Annotated in this window: 22 protein-coding genes and 1 pseudogene; 20 read left to right on the top strand and 3 right to left on the bottom strand. The window is 61.5% G+C overall.

All coding sequences use genetic code 11. The features are described 5' to 3' along the window. Window positions 1-31 precede the first annotated feature (31 nt). The 14 genes from AB1411_15765 (at window position 32) to AB1411_15700 (ending at window position 6750) form a co-directional block, all read left to right on the top strand. Entirely contained in the window at window positions 32-415 is a 384-nt protein-coding gene (locus tag AB1411_15765) for a hypothetical protein (GenBank protein MEW6545052.1), read from the top strand. 8 nt (window positions 416-423) lie between these two features. Further along, window positions 424-717, top strand: a complete 294-nt coding sequence (locus tag AB1411_15760; protein ID MEW6545051.1) for a hypothetical protein — start codon at window positions 424-426, stop codon at window positions 715-717. Then, a complete protein-coding gene (locus tag AB1411_15755) occupies window positions 714-1001 on the top strand; it encodes a hypothetical protein (GenBank protein MEW6545050.1) in 288 nt (95 codons plus the stop codon). Before AB1411_15760 ends, AB1411_15755 begins: the two co-directional genes overlap by 4 nt. A gap of 202 nt (window positions 1002-1203) precedes the next feature. Beyond that, window positions 1204-1665: a coiled-coil domain-containing protein gene (locus AB1411_15750; GenBank protein ID MEW6545049.1), complete on the top strand. Its 462-nt coding sequence runs from the start codon at window positions 1204-1206 to the stop codon at window positions 1663-1665. 134 nt (window positions 1666-1799) lie between these two features. Continuing rightward, a complete protein-coding gene (locus AB1411_15745) occupies window positions 1800-2267 on the top strand; it encodes a DUF1257 domain-containing protein (GenBank protein ID MEW6545048.1) in 468 nt (155 codons plus the stop codon). Continuing rightward, window positions 2255-2440 (top strand): DUF2997 domain-containing protein, encoded by a 186-nt coding sequence (locus AB1411_15740; GenBank protein MEW6545047.1) that lies wholly within the window; start codon window positions 2255-2257, stop codon window positions 2438-2440. The genes AB1411_15745 and AB1411_15740 overlap by 13 nt, the downstream gene beginning before the upstream one ends. 112 nt (window positions 2441-2552) lie before the next feature. Continuing rightward, window positions 2553-2819: a hypothetical protein gene (locus tag AB1411_15735; GenBank protein ID MEW6545046.1), complete on the top strand. Its 267-nt coding sequence runs from the start codon at window positions 2553-2555 to the stop codon at window positions 2817-2819. A gap of 157 nt (window positions 2820-2976) precedes the next feature. Further along, the gene (locus tag AB1411_15730; GenBank protein ID MEW6545045.1) at window positions 2977-3288 is read left to right on the top strand and encodes an SWIM zinc finger family protein; all 312 of its coding nucleotides are present in this window, start codon (window positions 2977-2979) and stop codon (window positions 3286-3288) included. A 7-nt stretch (window positions 3289-3295) separates the two neighbouring features. Next, the gene (locus tag AB1411_15725) at window positions 3296-3637 is read left to right on the top strand and encodes a hypothetical protein (GenBank protein MEW6545044.1); all 342 of its coding nucleotides are present in this window, start codon (window positions 3296-3298) and stop codon (window positions 3635-3637) included. A gap of 98 nt (window positions 3638-3735) precedes the next feature. Next, entirely contained in the window at window positions 3736-3948 is a 213-nt protein-coding gene (locus AB1411_15720) for a hypothetical protein (protein ID MEW6545043.1), read from the top strand. Further along, window positions 3945-4262: a hypothetical protein gene (locus tag AB1411_15715; GenBank protein ID MEW6545042.1), complete on the top strand. Its 318-nt coding sequence runs from the start codon at window positions 3945-3947 to the stop codon at window positions 4260-4262. Before AB1411_15720 ends, AB1411_15715 begins: the two co-directional genes overlap by 4 nt. 59 nt (window positions 4263-4321) lie before the next feature. Next, window positions 4322-4789, top strand: a complete 468-nt coding sequence (locus AB1411_15710) for a JAB domain-containing protein (protein ID MEW6545041.1) — start codon at window positions 4322-4324, stop codon at window positions 4787-4789. Next, window positions 4786-5745, top strand: a complete 960-nt coding sequence (locus AB1411_15705; protein MEW6545040.1) for a hypothetical protein — start codon at window positions 4786-4788, stop codon at window positions 5743-5745. Before AB1411_15710 ends, AB1411_15705 begins: the two co-directional genes overlap by 4 nt. After that, complete coding sequence (locus AB1411_15700; GenBank protein ID MEW6545039.1) at window positions 5746-6750, top strand: CHC2 zinc finger domain-containing protein; 1005 nt, start codon at window positions 5746-5748, stop codon at window positions 6748-6750. Window positions 6751-6850: 100 nt separating this feature from the next. Here the strand turns inward: AB1411_15700 and AB1411_15695 are convergent, their stop codons facing one another. Further along, a complete protein-coding gene (locus AB1411_15695; protein ID MEW6545038.1) occupies window positions 6851-7081 on the bottom strand; it encodes a hypothetical protein in 231 nt (76 codons plus the stop codon). A gap of 137 nt (window positions 7082-7218) precedes the next feature. On the opposite strand from AB1411_15695, the gene AB1411_15690 reads away from it, so the two are divergent. From AB1411_15690 to AB1411_15665, 6 genes and pseudogenes are all read left to right on the top strand, one after another. Beyond that, a complete protein-coding gene (locus tag AB1411_15690) occupies window positions 7219-8622 on the top strand; it encodes an HDOD domain-containing protein (protein MEW6545037.1) in 1404 nt (467 codons plus the stop codon). Between the two features lie 77 nt (window positions 8623-8699). Next, window positions 8700-11042 (top strand): EAL domain-containing protein, encoded by a 2343-nt coding sequence (locus tag AB1411_15685; protein ID MEW6545036.1) that lies wholly within the window; start codon window positions 8700-8702, stop codon window positions 11040-11042. A gap of 557 nt (window positions 11043-11599) precedes the next feature. Beyond that, window positions 11600-11830, top strand: a complete 231-nt coding sequence (locus AB1411_15680; GenBank protein MEW6545035.1) for a hypothetical protein — start codon at window positions 11600-11602, stop codon at window positions 11828-11830. A 166-nt stretch (window positions 11831-11996) separates the two neighbouring features. Continuing rightward, window positions 11997-13460 (top strand): TraM recognition domain-containing protein, encoded by a 1464-nt coding sequence (locus AB1411_15675; protein MEW6545034.1) that lies wholly within the window; start codon window positions 11997-11999, stop codon window positions 13458-13460. Between the two features lie 83 nt (window positions 13461-13543). Then, window positions 13544-13881, top strand: a pseudogene (locus AB1411_15670) (type II toxin-antitoxin system RelE/ParE family toxin). Continuing rightward, window positions 13878-14246, top strand: a complete 369-nt coding sequence (locus tag AB1411_15665) for a helix-turn-helix transcriptional regulator (GenBank protein ID MEW6545033.1) — start codon at window positions 13878-13880, stop codon at window positions 14244-14246. The pseudogene AB1411_15670 and the gene AB1411_15665 overlap by 4 nt, the downstream one beginning before the upstream one ends. An 84-nt stretch (window positions 14247-14330) precedes the next feature. Here the strand turns inward: AB1411_15665 and AB1411_15660 are convergent, their stop codons facing one another. Then, window positions 14331-15014 (bottom strand): IS1595 family transposase, encoded by a 684-nt coding sequence (locus AB1411_15660; protein MEW6545032.1) that lies wholly within the window; start codon window positions 15012-15014, stop codon window positions 14331-14333. Between the two features lie 906 nt (window positions 15015-15920). After that, entirely contained in the window at window positions 15921-16292 is a 372-nt protein-coding gene (locus AB1411_15655) for a helix-turn-helix transcriptional regulator (GenBank protein ID MEW6545031.1), read from the bottom strand. Window positions 16293-16510: the final 218 nt, after the last annotated feature.

Below are 16510 nucleotides of genomic sequence, written 5' to 3'. Positions count from 1 at the left end.
GCACGCTCGTCATCTCCGACGAGGAGGGAATATGCAAGCCACAGCAACGCGCATCATCGCGGTGCCCTGGTATGCCGGCGGGGTCGGTGAGGTTGGACTCATCGACTGGCTCGAACAGCTGGCAGGCCAGGTGCTGGATCGGGTCGGAACGACCGAGTGCGGAACTCGCGAAGTGTGTTCCGATGTGGTGACGGTGATGACACTGGTCGATCGGGATTCGGCCACGCTGGCTCAGGAAGCCGAACTGGAGTCTGGGTCGGATGGTCGAATCTGTCAGGTCAGCTACAACGCCACAATCAGGACCGACTGGCAGAATTTTGCCATCCGGGAAGGCTGCTGGAGCGAAGAGACCGTGACGGTCGTCGCCAAACCTTCCCCGGACGGTCTGACACAAATCACGATTGAGGAGAGCTGATGCCGTACGTGTGGGAAGATAATGAGGTCTTCCTCCGCTTCAAGGGGGTCACGATCTACCGTGTCTACAAGGACGATATGGGGGATATCCAGCGAGAATACTGGTTTCACGTCTCGCCGGCGGGATCCGAGCACGACGAGGAATGCTTCGACGTCCGTGACATTCCCGTGCCGGAGTCGGTCAACCGGTCCGACCACAAGGCGGTGCTTCGGTACGCCATCAGGCAAGGGTGGCTGACCGCTGCGGGGTTGGAGATTCCCGGCGACATCACGGCACGCCGGCTCAAGGAGCAACGGGCATGAGCGAGATCAGTATGCGGTTCGAACCCTTGAGGTGTCCCGCATGCGGAAGATTCGCACGAGGGAACATCGATCGCATCCCGGCGTTGGCCGTGTTCACTGAGCCGGATGCCTCGGGCGGCGTGGTGTACGCAGGGGAATCCGATGTCTGGTGGGATGAAGCGGAGACCGTCAGAGATCGGCGGAATCGCGTCCGTCTCGTCTGTCCCCTGGACCACGAATGGTGGGCCACGTACCTCAACGAAAAGACGCTCGAGCAGGCCGTCAAAAAGGGGCGCTCGAAATGAAGGGAACTCGCGTTGTCCTGTCTCGGGCGTTGGCCGCGTTGCAAGCGGCGCGGCCGGACTTGGTTGCCTACTCGAACTGTGCAATGGCTTCGGCAAGGCCTTCCAGATGGAACGCGGACGGGTACTTGAAGTCGCTCCGCAAGGTCGATCGGGCGATCGCCACCCTGCGGAAGGCTTTACAGGTGAGGAGGGCGGACGTATAATGCCAACCATGGATACGCTCCATGCCTACGAAACGCTGCGATCGCAAGGCGGCTTCGAGGATAAAGCGGCCAAGGCCGTCGTCGAGGCCGTGACCAGCCTGCTCACCCCGTCGTTCGCCGATCTGGCGACCAAGACGGACCTGGAACAGCTGCGCATCACGACCAAGGCGGACCTCGAACAGCTGCGCCTGGCGACCAAGGCGGACCTCGAACAGCTAAGACAGGCGACCAAGGCGGACCTCGAACAGCTGCGCCTGGCGACCAAGGCGGACATCGAACAGCTAAGACAGGCGACCAAGGCGGACATCGAACAGCTAGGACAGGCGACCAAGGCGGACCTGGCTGAAGTCAAGGCCGACCTGCTATACCGTATGCAGGTGATGGCGCTCACGATGATCGGCGCGAACCTCACCGCGCTGGCCGTGGCCACCGGCATTCTGCTCAAGGTGCTGGGCACGTAAGCCAGTTCTCCGGGTTTTCCTTTCTTCCACTCCATCACACACCGCGCAGACCGGCTGGTCGTCGGTCGTCCGACCGGCGCAGGACCCATGCGTCCACAGGTTCGGCGCGGTAATCCGTTAATGGAGACACTTGTATGAGCCACGTCGCTATTATCGACATCGAGATCAAGGACCTGGAGGCCCTCAAGATGGCCTGCCGGGACCTGGGACTCGAATTCGTCGCCGACCAGCGGACCTATCGCTGGTACGGCCGGTCTGTGGGAGACTACCCCCCTCCGGAAGGCTTTACCGTTCAGGACCTCGGGAAGTGTGAGCACGCGATCCGGGTCCCGGGCAATGCCCAGGCCTACGAAATCGGCGTCGCCAAGCGTCGCGACGGCCGGCCGGGCTGGACCCTCCTGTGGGACTTCTGGAATGGAGGCTACGGTCTCCAAGAGAAGGTGGGCGAGAAGGCCGTCCGGCTCACGCAGGCCTATTCCGGACATGCCGCGATCCGAGCGGCCCAACGTCTTGGTTTTCACTGCTTGGGCCGGACCACTGCTGCTGACGGAACCGTCGAGATCCGCTTGCGGGCGGGAGGAGGCTTCGGATGGCAGAAGTGATTGTCAGGATCGCGCCCGACGGGTCGGTTTCCGTCGAAGTGAAAGGCGTCAAAGGCCAAGGCTGCCAGGCGCTTTCGAAGGTCTTGGAGGACGCCCTCGGGACCACCACCTCGGATCGCAAGACAGCTGACTTCTACCGACAAGCCGAGGGACGGCATGTCCAGCGGCAGTAGCCGGGTGCTTTCGTCTACAAGGCCACCCGGGTGTTCCGCAGCGGGACCATCTGCGAACCTGGGAGCTGATCGAGCAACACGCGGCCGAGCATCCGCCACGTGGGGAGGACCAATGGATGTTTTACTGAGAGTGTCGCCTCAGGGGACGGTTTCGGTCATCTACGATGACGAGCTGGCTCCTCTGATCGGGGAATTGGGGCGCGCGTCCATCCAGCGGGCGTCGTATGTCGAACCGACGTCCGATGGGTGGTGGCTGGTCGATCTGACGCCCTCCAACGGCCCGGTGCTGGGGCCGTTTCCCTTGCGGAACGAGGCCTTGGCGGCCGAACGCGCCTGGCTGGAACGTCGGACGACGCCTCCGCTCGCGGAGGTCGCGTGAGAATGGCGCGGGCGGGCGAGAAGATCTGCCGCGGAGAATCCCGCGGCTACCGGCGGTGGCTCAAACGCCGGGCTCGTCGCGCGATGCGGCGAAACGGCAAAGCGCTCCATGAGGAAACCCCGAAAAAACATTATGACCGGGGTTGGTCCGCGTGAGCGTGAGTTACCGGCGTGGCCGGAAATACGACAACGGTCGCGAGATCCTGCCGCTCCGCCGCGTGACGGTGGAATCCTCGGATGGGTACACCGTCTATACGGTGACCATCTGGGAAGACGGGGGGATCTCGTGCAACTGCCCGGGCTGGGCGTTTCGGAAGCGCTGCCGCCATCAGCAGCAGGCGCTGTCTCAGGCTGCCCTGGCGTCCACGTCCCCGGTTCTTCCATCTCCGCGCGCCGCATCCATTTCCAAGAAGCCGGCGCCCATCATGGCCGCTCCGCGGTCACGACGCGGTTATCAGTTGGAGGAGTAGCACCATCATGTCAACGACACGTAAAACCGGCGAGGCGGTCCTGCAGGTGTACGGGCAGTATGCCCACCACGATGACGTGTACGTGGTCGGGACGCATGCCGCCCTCGCCAGACTCCGGAGCGCGATCGACCAAGCGTTGCTGGCCGGCATCGGCCGGACGGAGGCCATGGTGTCGGACGGCGAAGGGTACGGCATCGTCGTCGTGCGCCACCAGGGCGAGGCGCACGCCTCAGCCTGGCAGCAGCTTCGACTGCCGTATACGGCCGACTGGATCGCGGTCGGGGAAACCGAGCGGGGCAAGCAGGATCCCCGAACGCTCCTGTCCCGTCAAGGACCCGCCGCGTCATGACCAGAAAGAGGTCCCGGACGAGGCGGGGCGTCGCGACACGAGCGCAGCAACAGAATGGGCTCCTCCGAGAACTTCGTGGCGGGCACATTCATCACGTCTTGGGAAGAATGCTCGTGGATGTCCCGATCGCGGATTGTCTCGCGCATCGGTTGACGATCACGGCGATCGTTGGTGGGTATGCGGGCGAGTGCTCCTGCGGACGATGGCGGACGATCTGTCTGCTTGGCGATGCGATCGCCAAGTCCCGCATCGCGCGTGAGTACGCCCGCCACGCGCAGGGCCGGCCCAGGAAGAACAGGAGGCGGCGGTGAACTACCGCGTACAGATCCTGGCCGTTGTCCGCGTCCCGGTAGACGTGGACGCCGAGACTCCGGTCCAGGCTGCCGATCTGGCGGATACGTTCGCACGGGATCGACGACTGCTGGAGCATCTGTTCAACGGGGTGAAAACCGGCCAGACGCCCATCCGACCGAGCGATCTCGTCTGTCAATATCGGGGTGAGATCATCGATTACTACGTCGAGGGTCCAGAGGGGGGCGGCGCCGGTCGGCGGACCTTCGTGACACCGGAGGAGCTTCGGGCGTGCCGCGCGCACGCCTACACGCTCTCAGCTCATCGTCAATGAGGAGGCTGGTGAACAGTCGCCCCCGGGCCCGGGACCGATGGGTGCCGTGCTACCGGGTCATGCTGAAGCGAGCGGGGCGCGTCCCGGCGCCGCCCGGAAAGTACGTCAACTCGCCGGCCAAAGCGGCGGCGGTGCTGACGCCGCTGTTTCGAGGGGCTGATCGGGAATACGGCATCGCGCTGGGGCTGGATCGCCAATGCCGGCCGCTTGGCGTGCATGTGATCAGTATGGGGCAACTCGCCAGCCACAGCATTCATCCGCGTGAGGTCTTCAAGGCCCTGATCTTGATGAATGCGCACGCCTGGGTGTTCGCCCATAACCATCCCTCCGGGGGAGATCTCCGGCATAGCAAGGAGGATCACGCCGTCACCCGCGAGCTCGTGGCGGCCTCGGCCTTGATGGCAATCCCTCTCGTGGATCATCTGATCTTCACGTCGGATGGCCGATACCGCAGTCTCGGCGACGCCGGACTGCTGGATCCGCCTCAACGCACGCGAGGTCGTAAAGGAGGACAATCCCAACCATGACCACGGAAACCTTGGAAACGGAAACAACGGCCGCCGCGGCGATGCGGGGAACGGTCAGCTATGCGGACCTCTGGAAGCATGCCGTGGCCCTCGTGATCGAGTACCGCCGGATGGGCGTGACCCGTGTGGTTGCCGGACACGCCCCGGAAGGGTCTGATCCCGACCTTTTCCGGGCCTACAAAGTCATCCTGGACGGCCAAGAATATCGGCGGATCGCCAAACTGGATCGCCGGATCAGAGCGAGACTGCTCAAGCTGGGCCTGCCGATCACGTCCTACATGAAGGGGGCGACGGTCATCCCGACCGAGTTGATCGAGCATGCGGAAGATCTCCTCGATCAGTACCTGGCGGAACGGAAGGGGGCGGTCCAGGCGTTCATTCAGGCGTACCCCGCCCTCATCCAACGGGCGCAGGCCAGACTGGGCCCCCTGTACGATCCGACGAATTACCCGTCGGTCGAAACGCTGCCGGAGCTGTTCAGCGTGTCGATCCGGTATCTCACCTTTGACATGCCCGGGGTGCTGCAACACTGTTCGGAGCGGGCCCGAAAGCGGGCCCTTGAAGAAGGGCAGGTGCAGCTCACCGAGGCGGTCGAGGAAATGCAGGGGTATCTCCGGGAGACGATGGCTGGGCTGATCGGGCATCTCAGGGAGAAGCTCACCCCGGATCCGGTGACCGGGGAAGCCAAGGTCTTCAAAGCCGCCAGCATGAACAATCTGCTGGAGTTTTTGGACACGTTCTCGGCCAAGAATCTGGTCGCGCAGGATCAGACGCTGACGACCCTTGTCCAGCAGGCCAGACAGTTGCTGAATGGGGTCGAATTGCCGATCCTGCGCAAGGACGAGGCGATGCGGAACGTCATCCGGGCCGGGCTCGATGACTTGGCGGCCCAGATGGACACGCTCCTCGTCAAAAGGCCCCCCCGGCAGTATGTCTGGGGCGATGAGGAGGGATAAGTGGCGGATCGGAAACGCGAGAGCGTGTCGGATGAGATGATCCGACAGGCCCGCAGCCGCAACCTGATCGACTACCTCATCAGCCTCGGCCATGCTCCAGCGACGCAGGTCAAGGGGTCGAAGGCCATGTTCCGTTCGCCGTTGCGAGTGGACAGGAATCCGTCGTTCTCCGTCTGCGAGCGACATGGCGCCTGGGTCTGGTACGACTTCGGGACCAAGGAGCATGGGGACGTCATTGCATTTGCCATGCAGTATCACGGGTGGACGTTTGCGGAAGCCGTCGCGCATTTGGCTGGGGCCTGCCCAGTCCGATCCCGCCGGCCTCCGTCGCCGCCTCAGCCGGTCGAACCCGATCAATCGGTCACAGGGAAGATCGAAGAAGTGCGCGCGCTCTACCGGCAGACGAAACTCGCGCAGACGGCCGAAGATCAGGCGGCGATCGTCGCCTACTTCACGGAGCGCTACCGTCTGCCGGTTTATCCCGAGCTCAATGCCGTGGTCTTGAGATGGAAGGAGACGCGCTACTTGGCGATCCCCATTCCCAATCTCAAGCATCTCCGGGGGCTCGAGTGTCGGGCCTTACAGCCGGACCAGACCCCGGAGACCTGGAGACGGATCACCCTGGGGCGGAAAACGCTGTGGGTGCTCCAGCGTGGCTCGCCCGCCGTCCTGGTCACGGAATCGGTGGTGGACACCCTGGCCGGCGATCGGCTCTACCCGGACTGGCGGTTCACCCTCGTCGCCCTCAATGGCATCGCCAATTGGGACAAGCTCGAGGGGCTGATGGAGCAGATCAAGCCCAAGGCGGTCTGGCTGGCCCTCGACAATGACGCCGACGTCTCGAAGGGGCCGGCCACGGAACGGCTCATTGCCGACCGCCTGACTTCCAAGGGCATCGACGTGCGGTACGTCCGTCAGCACTACGCCTACGGGGTCAAGGATCTTGGGGCGCTCTGGCGCCGCCTCGCGGAGGCGAAAGAGCCATGCGCCCGAGCCGCGTCGTGACGTAGACTGCAGAGCGGAAAAACGGAACGGGGAGAGGCGCCGCCGCGCTTCTCCCCGTTTTTTTTTCGCCGGAACTGCGCCCGTGCGGCGCCGGGGCGGATTAGTCGTCGCCCTGCTTGACGTCCGGATAGTCGGCGATCGTGAGTTTCACTCCGCGACGCTTCAGTTCGCGAAGATGTTGCGTGATCAGCGTCAGCACGTACTCGGCCATGTACATCCCATGCAACGCCGCCGCCACCCGCAACTCCGCGTAGATCGTATTGTCGATGTGACGGATGAGCAGGTCGGTCGAGGTTTTCTTCGCGCGTTTCGCGGGCTTCGTCGTCGCCATCGTCCACCCCCTGTCAGATGCGTGAGTGCGCAACAATATATCTATCATGGTTTGCACCACTTGACAAGATAGGTATCGATGATATGTTAGGAAACATGATGACGACGCCCGCGAGCCACGCTCCAACACCCCCCGCCATGGAATCGGCCGAGTTGCTGCGGACCATGGCTGATCAAATCCGGACCAATCCGATCCCATCCCTGCAACAGACGGCAACCCGTCTCAACGGTCTCATGGCCGGCGGGGCGTATGAGATCCGGGATCTCAGCCGAGCCGTGTTGCAGGATCAGGGATTCACGGCTCTCGTCCTCCACACCGCCAATTCGACCCATTATCGCCGATCGCATGAGCAAATCACGACGGTCACGAGGGCGGTGCTCCTCTTGGGGGAGGAGAAATTGCGAACGTTGGCCGTCAAAGCCGCCTGCGCGGATCTGGTTTCTATGCCCGATCAGGTCCGTCGAGTCGCCTGGCGGGCGCTCCTGGCTGCCTCCCAGGCCGAAGCGTTGTGCGGGGCCTTGAGGATAGCGGACGGCGAGCGCGTCGTCATACGTGCGTTGCTGGACAACTTCGGGGAACTGGCGATGGCCTGGTATTTCCCCGAGCAGTTCGCGGCCATCGAGGAACGCATTCACGCGAAGGCGTGTGCTCGGCACGAGGCCTACCCGGAAGTGCTCGGCGTGCCGATCGACCTGATCTCCCAAACGGTCGGCGAAGCGTGCGGGTTGCCGGAAGGCGCGGTCACCGGCCACCTCGATGACGAGCTGACCGCGGTGAAGCAACTGGCTGTCGCGTTAGCCGAACGGATCGAACACGCTCCCGAAAGTGTCCTTTCGGACGGCGACGTGCAACGCATGCTGGAATCGGCCGGCCGACGATGGCCGATTTCGGCGTCCGCGATCAAGGACGCGATGATCTGCGGCCTGGATGCGGCCTCCGTATGCGCCAAGGCCCTTGGCCTTGATCGTCAGCCGGCGGCGACGAGTTCCGGCACGCAGGACGAGGCGGAGGGAGCCGTCATCCGGCCTCCATCCACGGACACGCTCCTGGGCTGCATTCAGGATTTGGCCGCGTACCTGACTGAACCCGAAAAGGACTTCAATACCCTGGTCAGCTACGTGCTCGAGGGGCTTTATCGTGGAGCCGGATTCGATCATGTGGCGGTCGCCTTCCGTGTGGCCGGGACCAATCAATTCATGGGCCGTGCCTCGTTCGGCAAACCGGAACTCCACCGCGTGTTGAGCGTGTCCCTGGACGAGCCGGATCTCATCACGGAGTGCCTCAAGAACGGTCGTCCTGCCCGGTTCACCGATTTGAGCCTGTTCCGGACGCGATTGCCCAAAGGGATGTGGCAAGCCGTCAAACCTGCCTGGATAGCGATCGGGCCCTTGATTGTGCACCGGCGCACGATCGGCGTGGTGGTCGCCAGCTGTCGCCGGGTCAATGCCGAACAGGACGAGTTGCGGTGGAACGGATTCTCCTGCCTCCTGGCCCAAGCCCAGGCCGCCTTCGGAATGTATACCGGCGCGAATAGTCAATGAGACCGTCCATGCACTCCAAGGAGAACATGGCGCATTCACTCTGGACGAGACGCGCGAAGCCACGGTGGGCCTCACGCATGCAATCCCTGACGAAGCCGATGGCGATGATGCGACACTGGTGGCTGCCGATCATCATCCTCGCGACGACGGCCGTCATCGTCACGCCGATGGCCATGGCGATCAACGTGATGAAGACCCGGCTGACAACCGGTGTGGGAGAAAGCCTGGCGCTGGCGGCCGCCGACATCGCCGGCAAACTCGATTTACTCCTCGCCGAGCGGTATGGGGACATCCAGGTGATGGCGAAGACCCCCGTCTTCCGCGGTCAGGATCGGGCCGCCATGCGCGAAACGCTGGCCATGATCCAGGAAGCCTACCCGGTCTATCTCTGGCTGGGCGTGACCGATGCCCAAGGCCGACTCATAGCCGCCACGGATCACATGAGCCCACGCCGGAACATGAGCGAACGGCCATGGTTCAAGGCTGTGAAGGACCGAGGCACGATTGCCGTCCTGGATGCGGCGGAGACGGAGGAATCCGGCGGGATGTTGGCCGTCTCCATCGCCGCCCCGGTGCAAGGTCCTCACGGAAAGCTCCAAGGGGTCGTGGCCGCACTCGTGGGCGTCCCCGTCCTCGAAGATGTGATCGTCCGGACTGTGGTTGCGTTGCAAGCCCAACATGGAACGGAAGCCCGGATCGAATATCAGTTTATGCGGAAAGACGGAACGCTGATCGCTGACTCGCTGTTGCGTGAGGAGGGGCGGGTCAATCTCAAAGCCATGGGTTTGCGATCCGCCCATTTGATTGATGCGGCTCCCGCCGGCTTCATCGAGGAAACCCATGCACGACGGCGCGAGCCGGTCATTACGGGATACGCGAGAACCCAGCGATCCGGATACGACTTTGGCCTGGAGTGGGGCATCCTGCTTCGGATGGACGCGCGTGAGGTCCTTGCGCCGGTCACCTTCTTGCTCTGGAAGCTGGCTGCCGCCGGCGGCATCCTTTGCCTCCCGTTGCTCGGCTATCTGGTCTGGAGCACGGTCCGCCTGAATCGAGAATGGACCAGGAGCGAATCCTTAATCGGGGATCTGCGCATGGCGGAAGCCAAACTCAGCGATCTGGCCTACTACGACCAGCTCACCGGCCTGCCCAATCGCCGATTGTTTATGGAGCTCCTGCCTCGAGCCATCGCTCGTGTCAGTCGAACCGACCGACTCGGTGCGTTGCTGTTCCTGGACATGGATCGCTTCAAGCTGATCAACGACACCTTCGGGCATGTCTGCGCCGATCTGCTCTTGTCCGCCTTCGCAAGCCGGCTGAAGGGGTGTATCAGGGGAGCCGATACGGTCGCCCGTCTCGGCGGCGATGAATTCACCGTCCTTCTCGAAGGGTTGTCCTGGCCGGAAGAGGCCGCCGGCATCGCCCAGCGCATCCTGAACGCCACCGCGAAACCGTTCGAGATACAAGGACGCGAGATCTTCGTCTCAACGAGTATCGGCATCGCCACGTTTGCCTCGGAGCACATGTCCCCCGACACGCTCATCGCCAACGCCGACATGGCGATGTACGAAGCCAAGACACGACGGGGGGTCTATCGCTTCTTTTCGCCGAGCATGAAGTCCATCACGGCCGAGCGGGTCGATCTCGAAGCGAGCCTACGTCAGGCGGTTGAACGCAATGAGCTGGTCCTGCACTACCAGCCTCAGATCGATCTCCGACGCGGCGCAGTCGTCGGCGTCGAGGCCCTGGTTCGGTGGCAACACGCCACTCATGGGTTGCTCCACCCCGGCGCGTTTATCGGACTGGCTGAGGAAACCGGACTGATCGTCCAGGTTGGGGAGTGGGTCTTGCGGACCGCATGCCGGCAGGTCAAGGCCTGGCACGAACAAGGGGCCACCCATCTGCGGCTGGCCGTCAATCTCTCCCGGGCTCAGATGCAGTGTCCCAACCTCGTGGACCTGGTCAGACAGGTCCTCGAGGAGACGGGGTTGGCCCCGGCGTGTCTCGAACTGGAGATCACGGAAACTCTGCTCATTCGGAATGGGGATGTGGCCCTTGAGACGCTGCATGCCTTGCACGGTTTGGGGGTCAGGCTGTCCGTCGATGATTTCGGCACGGGCTATTCGTCGTTGAATTACATCAAAAATTTGCCCGTCCATGCGCTCAAGATCGACCAATCGTTTGTCAGAGATATGGTGGCCAGCGCGAAGGATGCCATGATCGTCAAGACCATTGTCAGCCTGGCCCGGGCGCTCGACCTGGACATCATGGCGGAAGGGGTGGAAACGGCAGAGCAGCGGGATCTCTTGCTGGCTGAACAGTGCTTCGCCATGCAGGGCTACTACTTCGGCCGGCCCGCGCCGGCCGAGGACATGAGCGTCACGATCTTCGACTGTACAGCAGGCGAGCTGGTGGGATGACTCATGCCGTCGCAAGGAATACTCGCTTCCGGGCCGAGGACCGAAGGGCGACGACTCGTGGGGAGGGTGAGCCGAGACGCGCGCATAGTCCTGTGCCTGGTCGGCGTCCTCGTCCTCGCCTGGCTGACATGGCGGTAGAGACAACGACCGGAGCACGCACGGGACCTTTCGCAGTGAGGACCAAAATCCACTCCAGGAGTTTGGCCTCGACCGTGCCCACTGTCGCGCCGCCATTTCGAAGGAAGGGCTTCCAGTCCCCGTAAAGTCCTGTTGTTTCTTCTGCCCAGCCCACAAGCCCGCAGAGGTCATCGAACTGAAGCACTCCCATCCCGATCTCTTCGAACGGGCCATCCGGATCGAGGACAATGCGCGGATGGGCAAGCACATCTTGCGGACAACGAAAGGGTTGGGCCGGCGCTTTGCTTGGCGTGAGCTGCTTGGGGGGACTGAAGGGACGTGCACGGTTCCGCAATGCGCATAATCTCTTCGTCTGAGGCTGGTCATCGACCCCCCCCACTCCCGGCGCACGGATAACCGGGCCATCATAAGGAGGAGAGATGAGCAAGAGGTATCAGATCGTCGCGAAATTCAATCAAGCCTTAGTCAAGCATCGCGTCCAAACGGTCTCCGTCGAGGCCTCAAACATTCCCACGGCCCTGGCGCGCGGGCTTCGTGAGATCATGCGCCGACCTGGGATCAAGAAAGTCCGCCATCGCGCCCTCACGATCAGCGTGGTCCTCAGCCATGCCGCGGACGCCTCAACCGATCCACTCGGCTCAGACGCCTAAGCGGCTCGAAAACGCGCGAACGATGGCGCCGAAGTCACGGTAAACGCGGAAGAATCAACTCGTGTCCTTCGTACGATCAGCAGGCTGATCGTGGCCCCTCATCGTATCCTCAGACGGGAGAACAAGCCACGGGTGGCGGTAATACAAGGCTCGAGGAGGGGTGACGATGATGAGAGGGAATGGACGGCCTGGGCATGGAGGATCGGACCCGCTCGCCACTCTTAAAGAGCTCGGCGCCCAGCTGCCATTGACCCTTGGCAAAACGGATCGGACAGCGCTGGGCTTTGGCGTCAATCTCGACGATCCGGACCAAGAGGGGTTTATCTCGATTCGGGACGCAGAACGGAGCGGCCATTTCGGGTGCTTTGGAACCACTCGCGTCGGGAAGACCCGGCTCGTGGAAAACATCATCGAACAGGACATCGCCAAAGGGTACTCCGTGATCGTCTTCGATCCGAAAGGCGACGCGGAGTTGTTCAGCCGCATGGTCCAGGTCGCGGCGCAAACCGGCCGTCTCGACGATCTGATGATGCTGACCCCTGTGTTTCCGGACTATTCGGTGCAAATCAATCCCCTGGCGTCCTATTACATGCAGGACGAGCTCGTCAATCACATCGTCAGCGGGATCAAGGCCAAGGAAGACTACTTTATCGCGATCGCAACGGAGGTGTCGCAGGTCGTCGTGGCCGGCCTGATCCTGATCGCCCGGAAAAATGGGAGACCGCCCAACCTCTCGTTCGAATCGATCAAGGAACGGATCAGCTATGAAGACTTGAAGAAGCTCCGGGACGAATTAGCGATGTACCGTCCGGAGTCCGACCGGATCTGCGCCTCCATCGACGCCATTACCGGGACGATCAGCACGGCGGACTTCTTCGGCAAGGTCTCCTCATCGCTCCGCACCATGCTCTCGGCCTTGACGTTTGGGGCGACCGGGCAAGTCATCGGCTATGCCCAGGAGAACGAACTGATTGCCCGGCTGGAATCCGGCCGGCCGGCCATCGTCTTCGTGAACACCGGCTCCATGCTCACCCGCCGGACCTCCCATATTATCGGCAAGGTCCTCCTCTCGATGATCCAGAGCTTGGTCGGCCGAGTGTTCGCCTCTGGCCGCAAACTCACCCCGCCGCTCTGCTTGCATCTGGACGAGGGACACAATCTACTCTATCAGGACATTCAAGAACTGTTCTCTAAGGGCGGTGGGGCGAACTGCTGGGTACATTTCTATTCTCAGTCGATGGCGCAGATCGAGGAGGCGATCGGGCCGGCCGCGGCCCAATCCGTGATGGACAACATCAATACCTGGGTGTACATGCTCGTCAACCATCCCGATACGGCAAAATACGTCGAACAATCATCCCCTCAGGTCAAGAGACGGAAAGGGGTGGTGGCGTTGGGGGGTGGGGTGACCAGTCAATCCACAGAGGTTCCCCAGATCCAGGCGTTTCAGGTCCTGCAGCTGCCGAAACGCTGGTTCTATCTTCGGTCCTATGGGCGTCTCTTCAAGGGGAGGACGCTCGATACCAATCCGCTTTGGGTGCGGGTGCGGTTTCCGAGGTTGGACGCCCAGGAACGAGCGGAGCCGACCGAGGACCAGGCCGGCACCGAACAAGGTGATGGGCGAGGATAGAACGGAAAGTCCGCGATCAACGGCTTTCCGGTACAGTGGCACCCCTTGTATTTATGCCATAATTGGCATATCCTTGGTAATAGATGAAGTCGGTTCACTTTGTGGGCGCCTCCCAACAGGACCTTCGAGAGTTCCCGGACGAGGAGCGAGAGGATGCCGGCTATCAACTCTACAAAGTCCAGCAAGGGAAAGAACCGGATGATCGGAAGCCGATGCCCGCTGTGGGGCCAGGCGCGCAAGAAATCCGGGTCCACGGTGAAAGGGGGCCTATCGGGTCATCTATGTGGCGAAGTTCGAGGAAGCGGTCTATGTGCTGCATGCGTTTGAAAAGAGAACACAGAAGACGGCCAGGCCGGACTTGCAACGGGCCAAAGCACGTTACAGTGAGATGCTGAAGTGGAGAAAGGAGCAAAGTCCATGACACGTGCCTCCGTCACGAAAGGCAGCGGCAATGTATTCCGTGACCTGGGCTTTTCGGAAGAGAAGTCGGCTGAATTGATCTTGAAAAGCAGCTTGCTCCAGGCCCTACAAGACGCGATCAGAGGATGCGGAGGGACGCAGGCGGAGATCGCAACGAGGCTCGGCGTTGACCAGGCAAAGGTGTCTAAATTGCTGGCGGGGCAGATGTCCGGCTTCTCGGTTGAACGGTTCGTTCATTTTCTCTCATTGCTGGGCCAGGATGTCGAGATTGCGATCCGCCAGGCTCCGCGTGGGCGGCGGTACGGCACGGTCCGGGCTCGAACCAGCAAGCGGCGCGGCAAGTCCCCGGTTACCGTAGGTCATTGAGGAAGTCAGGGCAGCGGTTAAAACGTGGCCCCGACGATTCGCCCTGGTATATGGAACTGGCCTGATTATTCAATGGGGTCAAGACTAGTTTAGCGGGTCTTGTCTGAGCATCTCCAGGAGTTTGTTATACAGGTTGCCATGGCGATAATTGAACCGGAATTCACACTCCTTCAGATGCAGGTAAAAGAGGTGGGGCCGGATACCCCGTCGTTTGGCCAACCGCGTCTTTGCGGTTCCCCAAAAACTCTCAATGCCGTTAATGTGAATGCCGGACCCGAGCGCGAACACATTGTCGGCGTGATGAACACGATGGTGTTTGCGGTACCCGACATCCACCAGCCCATCATAGCCCCGCCAGCCGTCCGAATGGATGATGCTACGGCGTGCGACCTTGCCGCGCAGAATGGCTTGCAGGGTGCGCTTTTTCGCATCGGGGACGATCTCCGTGTAGACCTTGCCGTTGCGTTTGAAGATGCCGAACACGATCGTTTTGCAGCCCGCCCCCCGGCCCCGGTTCCCCTTCACGCGGCGTGGCCCGAAGTACGATTCATCGACCTCCACGGTCCCGCGCAACGGAGCTTCCTGTTCACAGGCTCGGGCGATCCGCTGCCGGAGGGCCATGAAGTACCGATTGACCGTGTTCCGGTTGAGGCCGGTCAGCACCGCCACTTTCGTAGCCTCCAGATCCAGGGCGAAGAGGCGGACGAGGGCCCGAAATTGGCGCGCAGAAACATGGGCACGATGCACGTATCGATTTTGCCGCGTCATGACTGCGTAGTTTAACGTTTTTCATGCGCTAAACTAGTCATGACCCTTCAATGAATTCGCGGAGACCCTGGTCCGTTCCCCAGTCAGAACTTCCTGGCTGGAGAGGGGTGGAAATCGGAGGAAACCAGCGGGTGCGGTTAGGTGATAAGGACGGTTAGAGGATTCTGAGCGCGTGCTCGGTCGGTCCCGATGAAGATTCCTTGCCTTCTGCCGGTAGCGGCAAGGAATGAGTACTTTTAGCCACGTAGCGACAGCAGACTCAGGTCCTCGCCCACCTCGAAGTGCCGATTATTGGTACATGGGGTCAGTTGATTCTGAAGAGCGGTACAAGCAATAAACAGATCGCAATCTCCGACCGTTCGTCCTAGCTTCCTCAGGCGGCCCCGCTCCTTTCCGAATAGTTTGATAGTTTGCAGACTTCTTCATCGAGGGGCAACACCGCGACGCCCGAAGTGAATTACCCCGCCCAAAGGGCGGGGCATCTTGAAACCAAAACTGAAACGGGCCTCCGCTTCGCTACGGGCTGTCATTCCTCCCCGCGAAAAGCACGGGGTTTCCTGGCAGGACTAGTGAACCCGAAAATCTCTGGCGGCAAACCCAATCCCGATGAAGTTCCTGTCCGTTGCCTTCGTCCGTTCTCGCTCGCTGCACCGACTTCAGGGTCTTTGGATCTGTGAGTGTGGAATGTAGAACGGCCCGCTCTCTGTGACCCTCCCGAGTATGGTGGTTTAGTAACCGCATAGGTGGGTCTTCACAAACAGGGAATTGGAGGCCTTGTCCTTTGGGCGGGGTTCTTTACTCACCTCCGGTTGCTCCAGAGAATTGACTCGAATGCGCAACGAACTTGAGGATGCTCGGTGGAGAGGTCGGAGGATTCAGATCCATGCGGGTTTCGTTTCCCCCTTCCTATACAGAGGGGTGTTTGGACGGCGATGGGGTTGTCAGTACCCTGCTTTTCGCCCGAAAGGTGGCTAATGCATCGCAGTTGAGACAATGCGTGCGAAAGAATTGCAGATAGCTGAGGAAGAGCAGATCGAAATCGGCTGGCTGGGCGGGCGGGGGAGGTTCCACTCTCGCCGCGACAATTCCTTCCGGCTCACCTGAGAGGAATGCTCCCAGCGGCATGTCGAAAGCCTTCGCGATCTTCTCCAGGTTGACCAGGGAAAGATTGCGCTCGCCGCGTTCAATCCCGCCGATATAGGTAGGATGCATCCCCGCTTTCTCCCCGAGGCCCTCCTGTGTCCAGCCACGACGACGCCGTAATTCAGCGACCCGCATCCCGACCCTCACACAAATCTCCCGATGCGGGGAGTTGGCTTGGGGCTTGGAAACCAGGCGTCTTCGCGATTTGTGACCCATAGGTCTGGCCTCATGCCACGGGCTGCCTGTGCTGGCGAACCGGTATGCCTCGTTTCATCTCTTCACACCCGGTGAGGAGGCAGGGAGTAAAGATCCACAGAGGCAAGATTTAGGCCGTTTGTACGAGCTGTTTTTCT

The sequence above is a fragment of the Nitrospirota bacterium genome, assembly GCA_040757595.1.
GTDB lineage: Bacteria > Nitrospirota > Nitrospiria > Nitrospirales > Nitrospiraceae > JBFLWP01.
Note: the sequence above shows the minus strand (reverse complement) of the source record. Positions and strands in the feature narration are given on the sequence as shown.

Bases quoted from the DNA above. Each gene is read 5' to 3' on its own strand.
- AB1411_15675 (MEW6545034.1), top strand. From the start codon at position 11,997: ATGATGAGAGGGAATGGACGGCCTGGGCATGGAGGATCGGACCCGCTC.
- AB1411_15705 (MEW6545040.1), top strand. From the start codon at position 4,786: ATGACCACGGAAACCTTGGAAACGGAAACAACGGCCGCCGCGGCGATG.
- AB1411_15740 (MEW6545047.1), top strand. From the start codon at position 2,255: ATGGCAGAAGTGATTGTCAGGATCGCGCCCGACGGGTCGGTTTCCGTC.
- AB1411_15755 (MEW6545050.1), top strand. From the start codon at position 714: ATGAGCGAGATCAGTATGCGGTTCGAACCCTTGAGGTGTCCCGCATGC.
- AB1411_15695 (MEW6545038.1), bottom strand. From the start codon at position 7,081: ATGGCGACGACGAAGCCCGCGAAACGCGCGAAGAAAACCTCGACCGAC.
- AB1411_15690 (MEW6545037.1), top strand. From the start codon at position 7,219: ATGGAATCGGCCGAGTTGCTGCGGACCATGGCTGATCAAATCCGGACC.
- AB1411_15735 (MEW6545046.1), top strand. From the start codon at position 2,553: ATGGATGTTTTACTGAGAGTGTCGCCTCAGGGGACGGTTTCGGTCATC.
- AB1411_15680 (MEW6545035.1), top strand. From the start codon at position 11,600: ATGAGCAAGAGGTATCAGATCGTCGCGAAATTCAATCAAGCCTTAGTC.
- AB1411_15685 (MEW6545036.1), top strand. From the start codon at position 8,700: ATGCAATCCCTGACGAAGCCGATGGCGATGATGCGACACTGGTGGCTG.
- AB1411_15750 (MEW6545049.1), top strand. From the start codon at position 1,204: ATGCCAACCATGGATACGCTCCATGCCTACGAAACGCTGCGATCGCAA.
- AB1411_15725 (MEW6545044.1), top strand. From the start codon at position 3,296: ATGTCAACGACACGTAAAACCGGCGAGGCGGTCCTGCAGGTGTACGGG.
- AB1411_15660 (MEW6545032.1), bottom strand. From the start codon at position 15,014: ATGACGCGGCAAAATCGATACGTGCATCGTGCCCATGTTTCTGCGCGC.
- AB1411_15710 (MEW6545041.1), top strand. From the start codon at position 4,322: ATGCTGAAGCGAGCGGGGCGCGTCCCGGCGCCGCCCGGAAAGTACGTC.
- AB1411_15655 (MEW6545031.1), bottom strand. From the start codon at position 16,292: ATGCGGGTCGCTGAATTACGGCGTCGTCGTGGCTGGACACAGGAGGGC.
- AB1411_15745 (MEW6545048.1), top strand. From the start codon at position 1,800: ATGAGCCACGTCGCTATTATCGACATCGAGATCAAGGACCTGGAGGCC.
- AB1411_15765 (MEW6545052.1), top strand. From the start codon at position 32: ATGCAAGCCACAGCAACGCGCATCATCGCGGTGCCCTGGTATGCCGGC.
- AB1411_15665 (MEW6545033.1), top strand. From the start codon at position 13,878: ATGACACGTGCCTCCGTCACGAAAGGCAGCGGCAATGTATTCCGTGAC.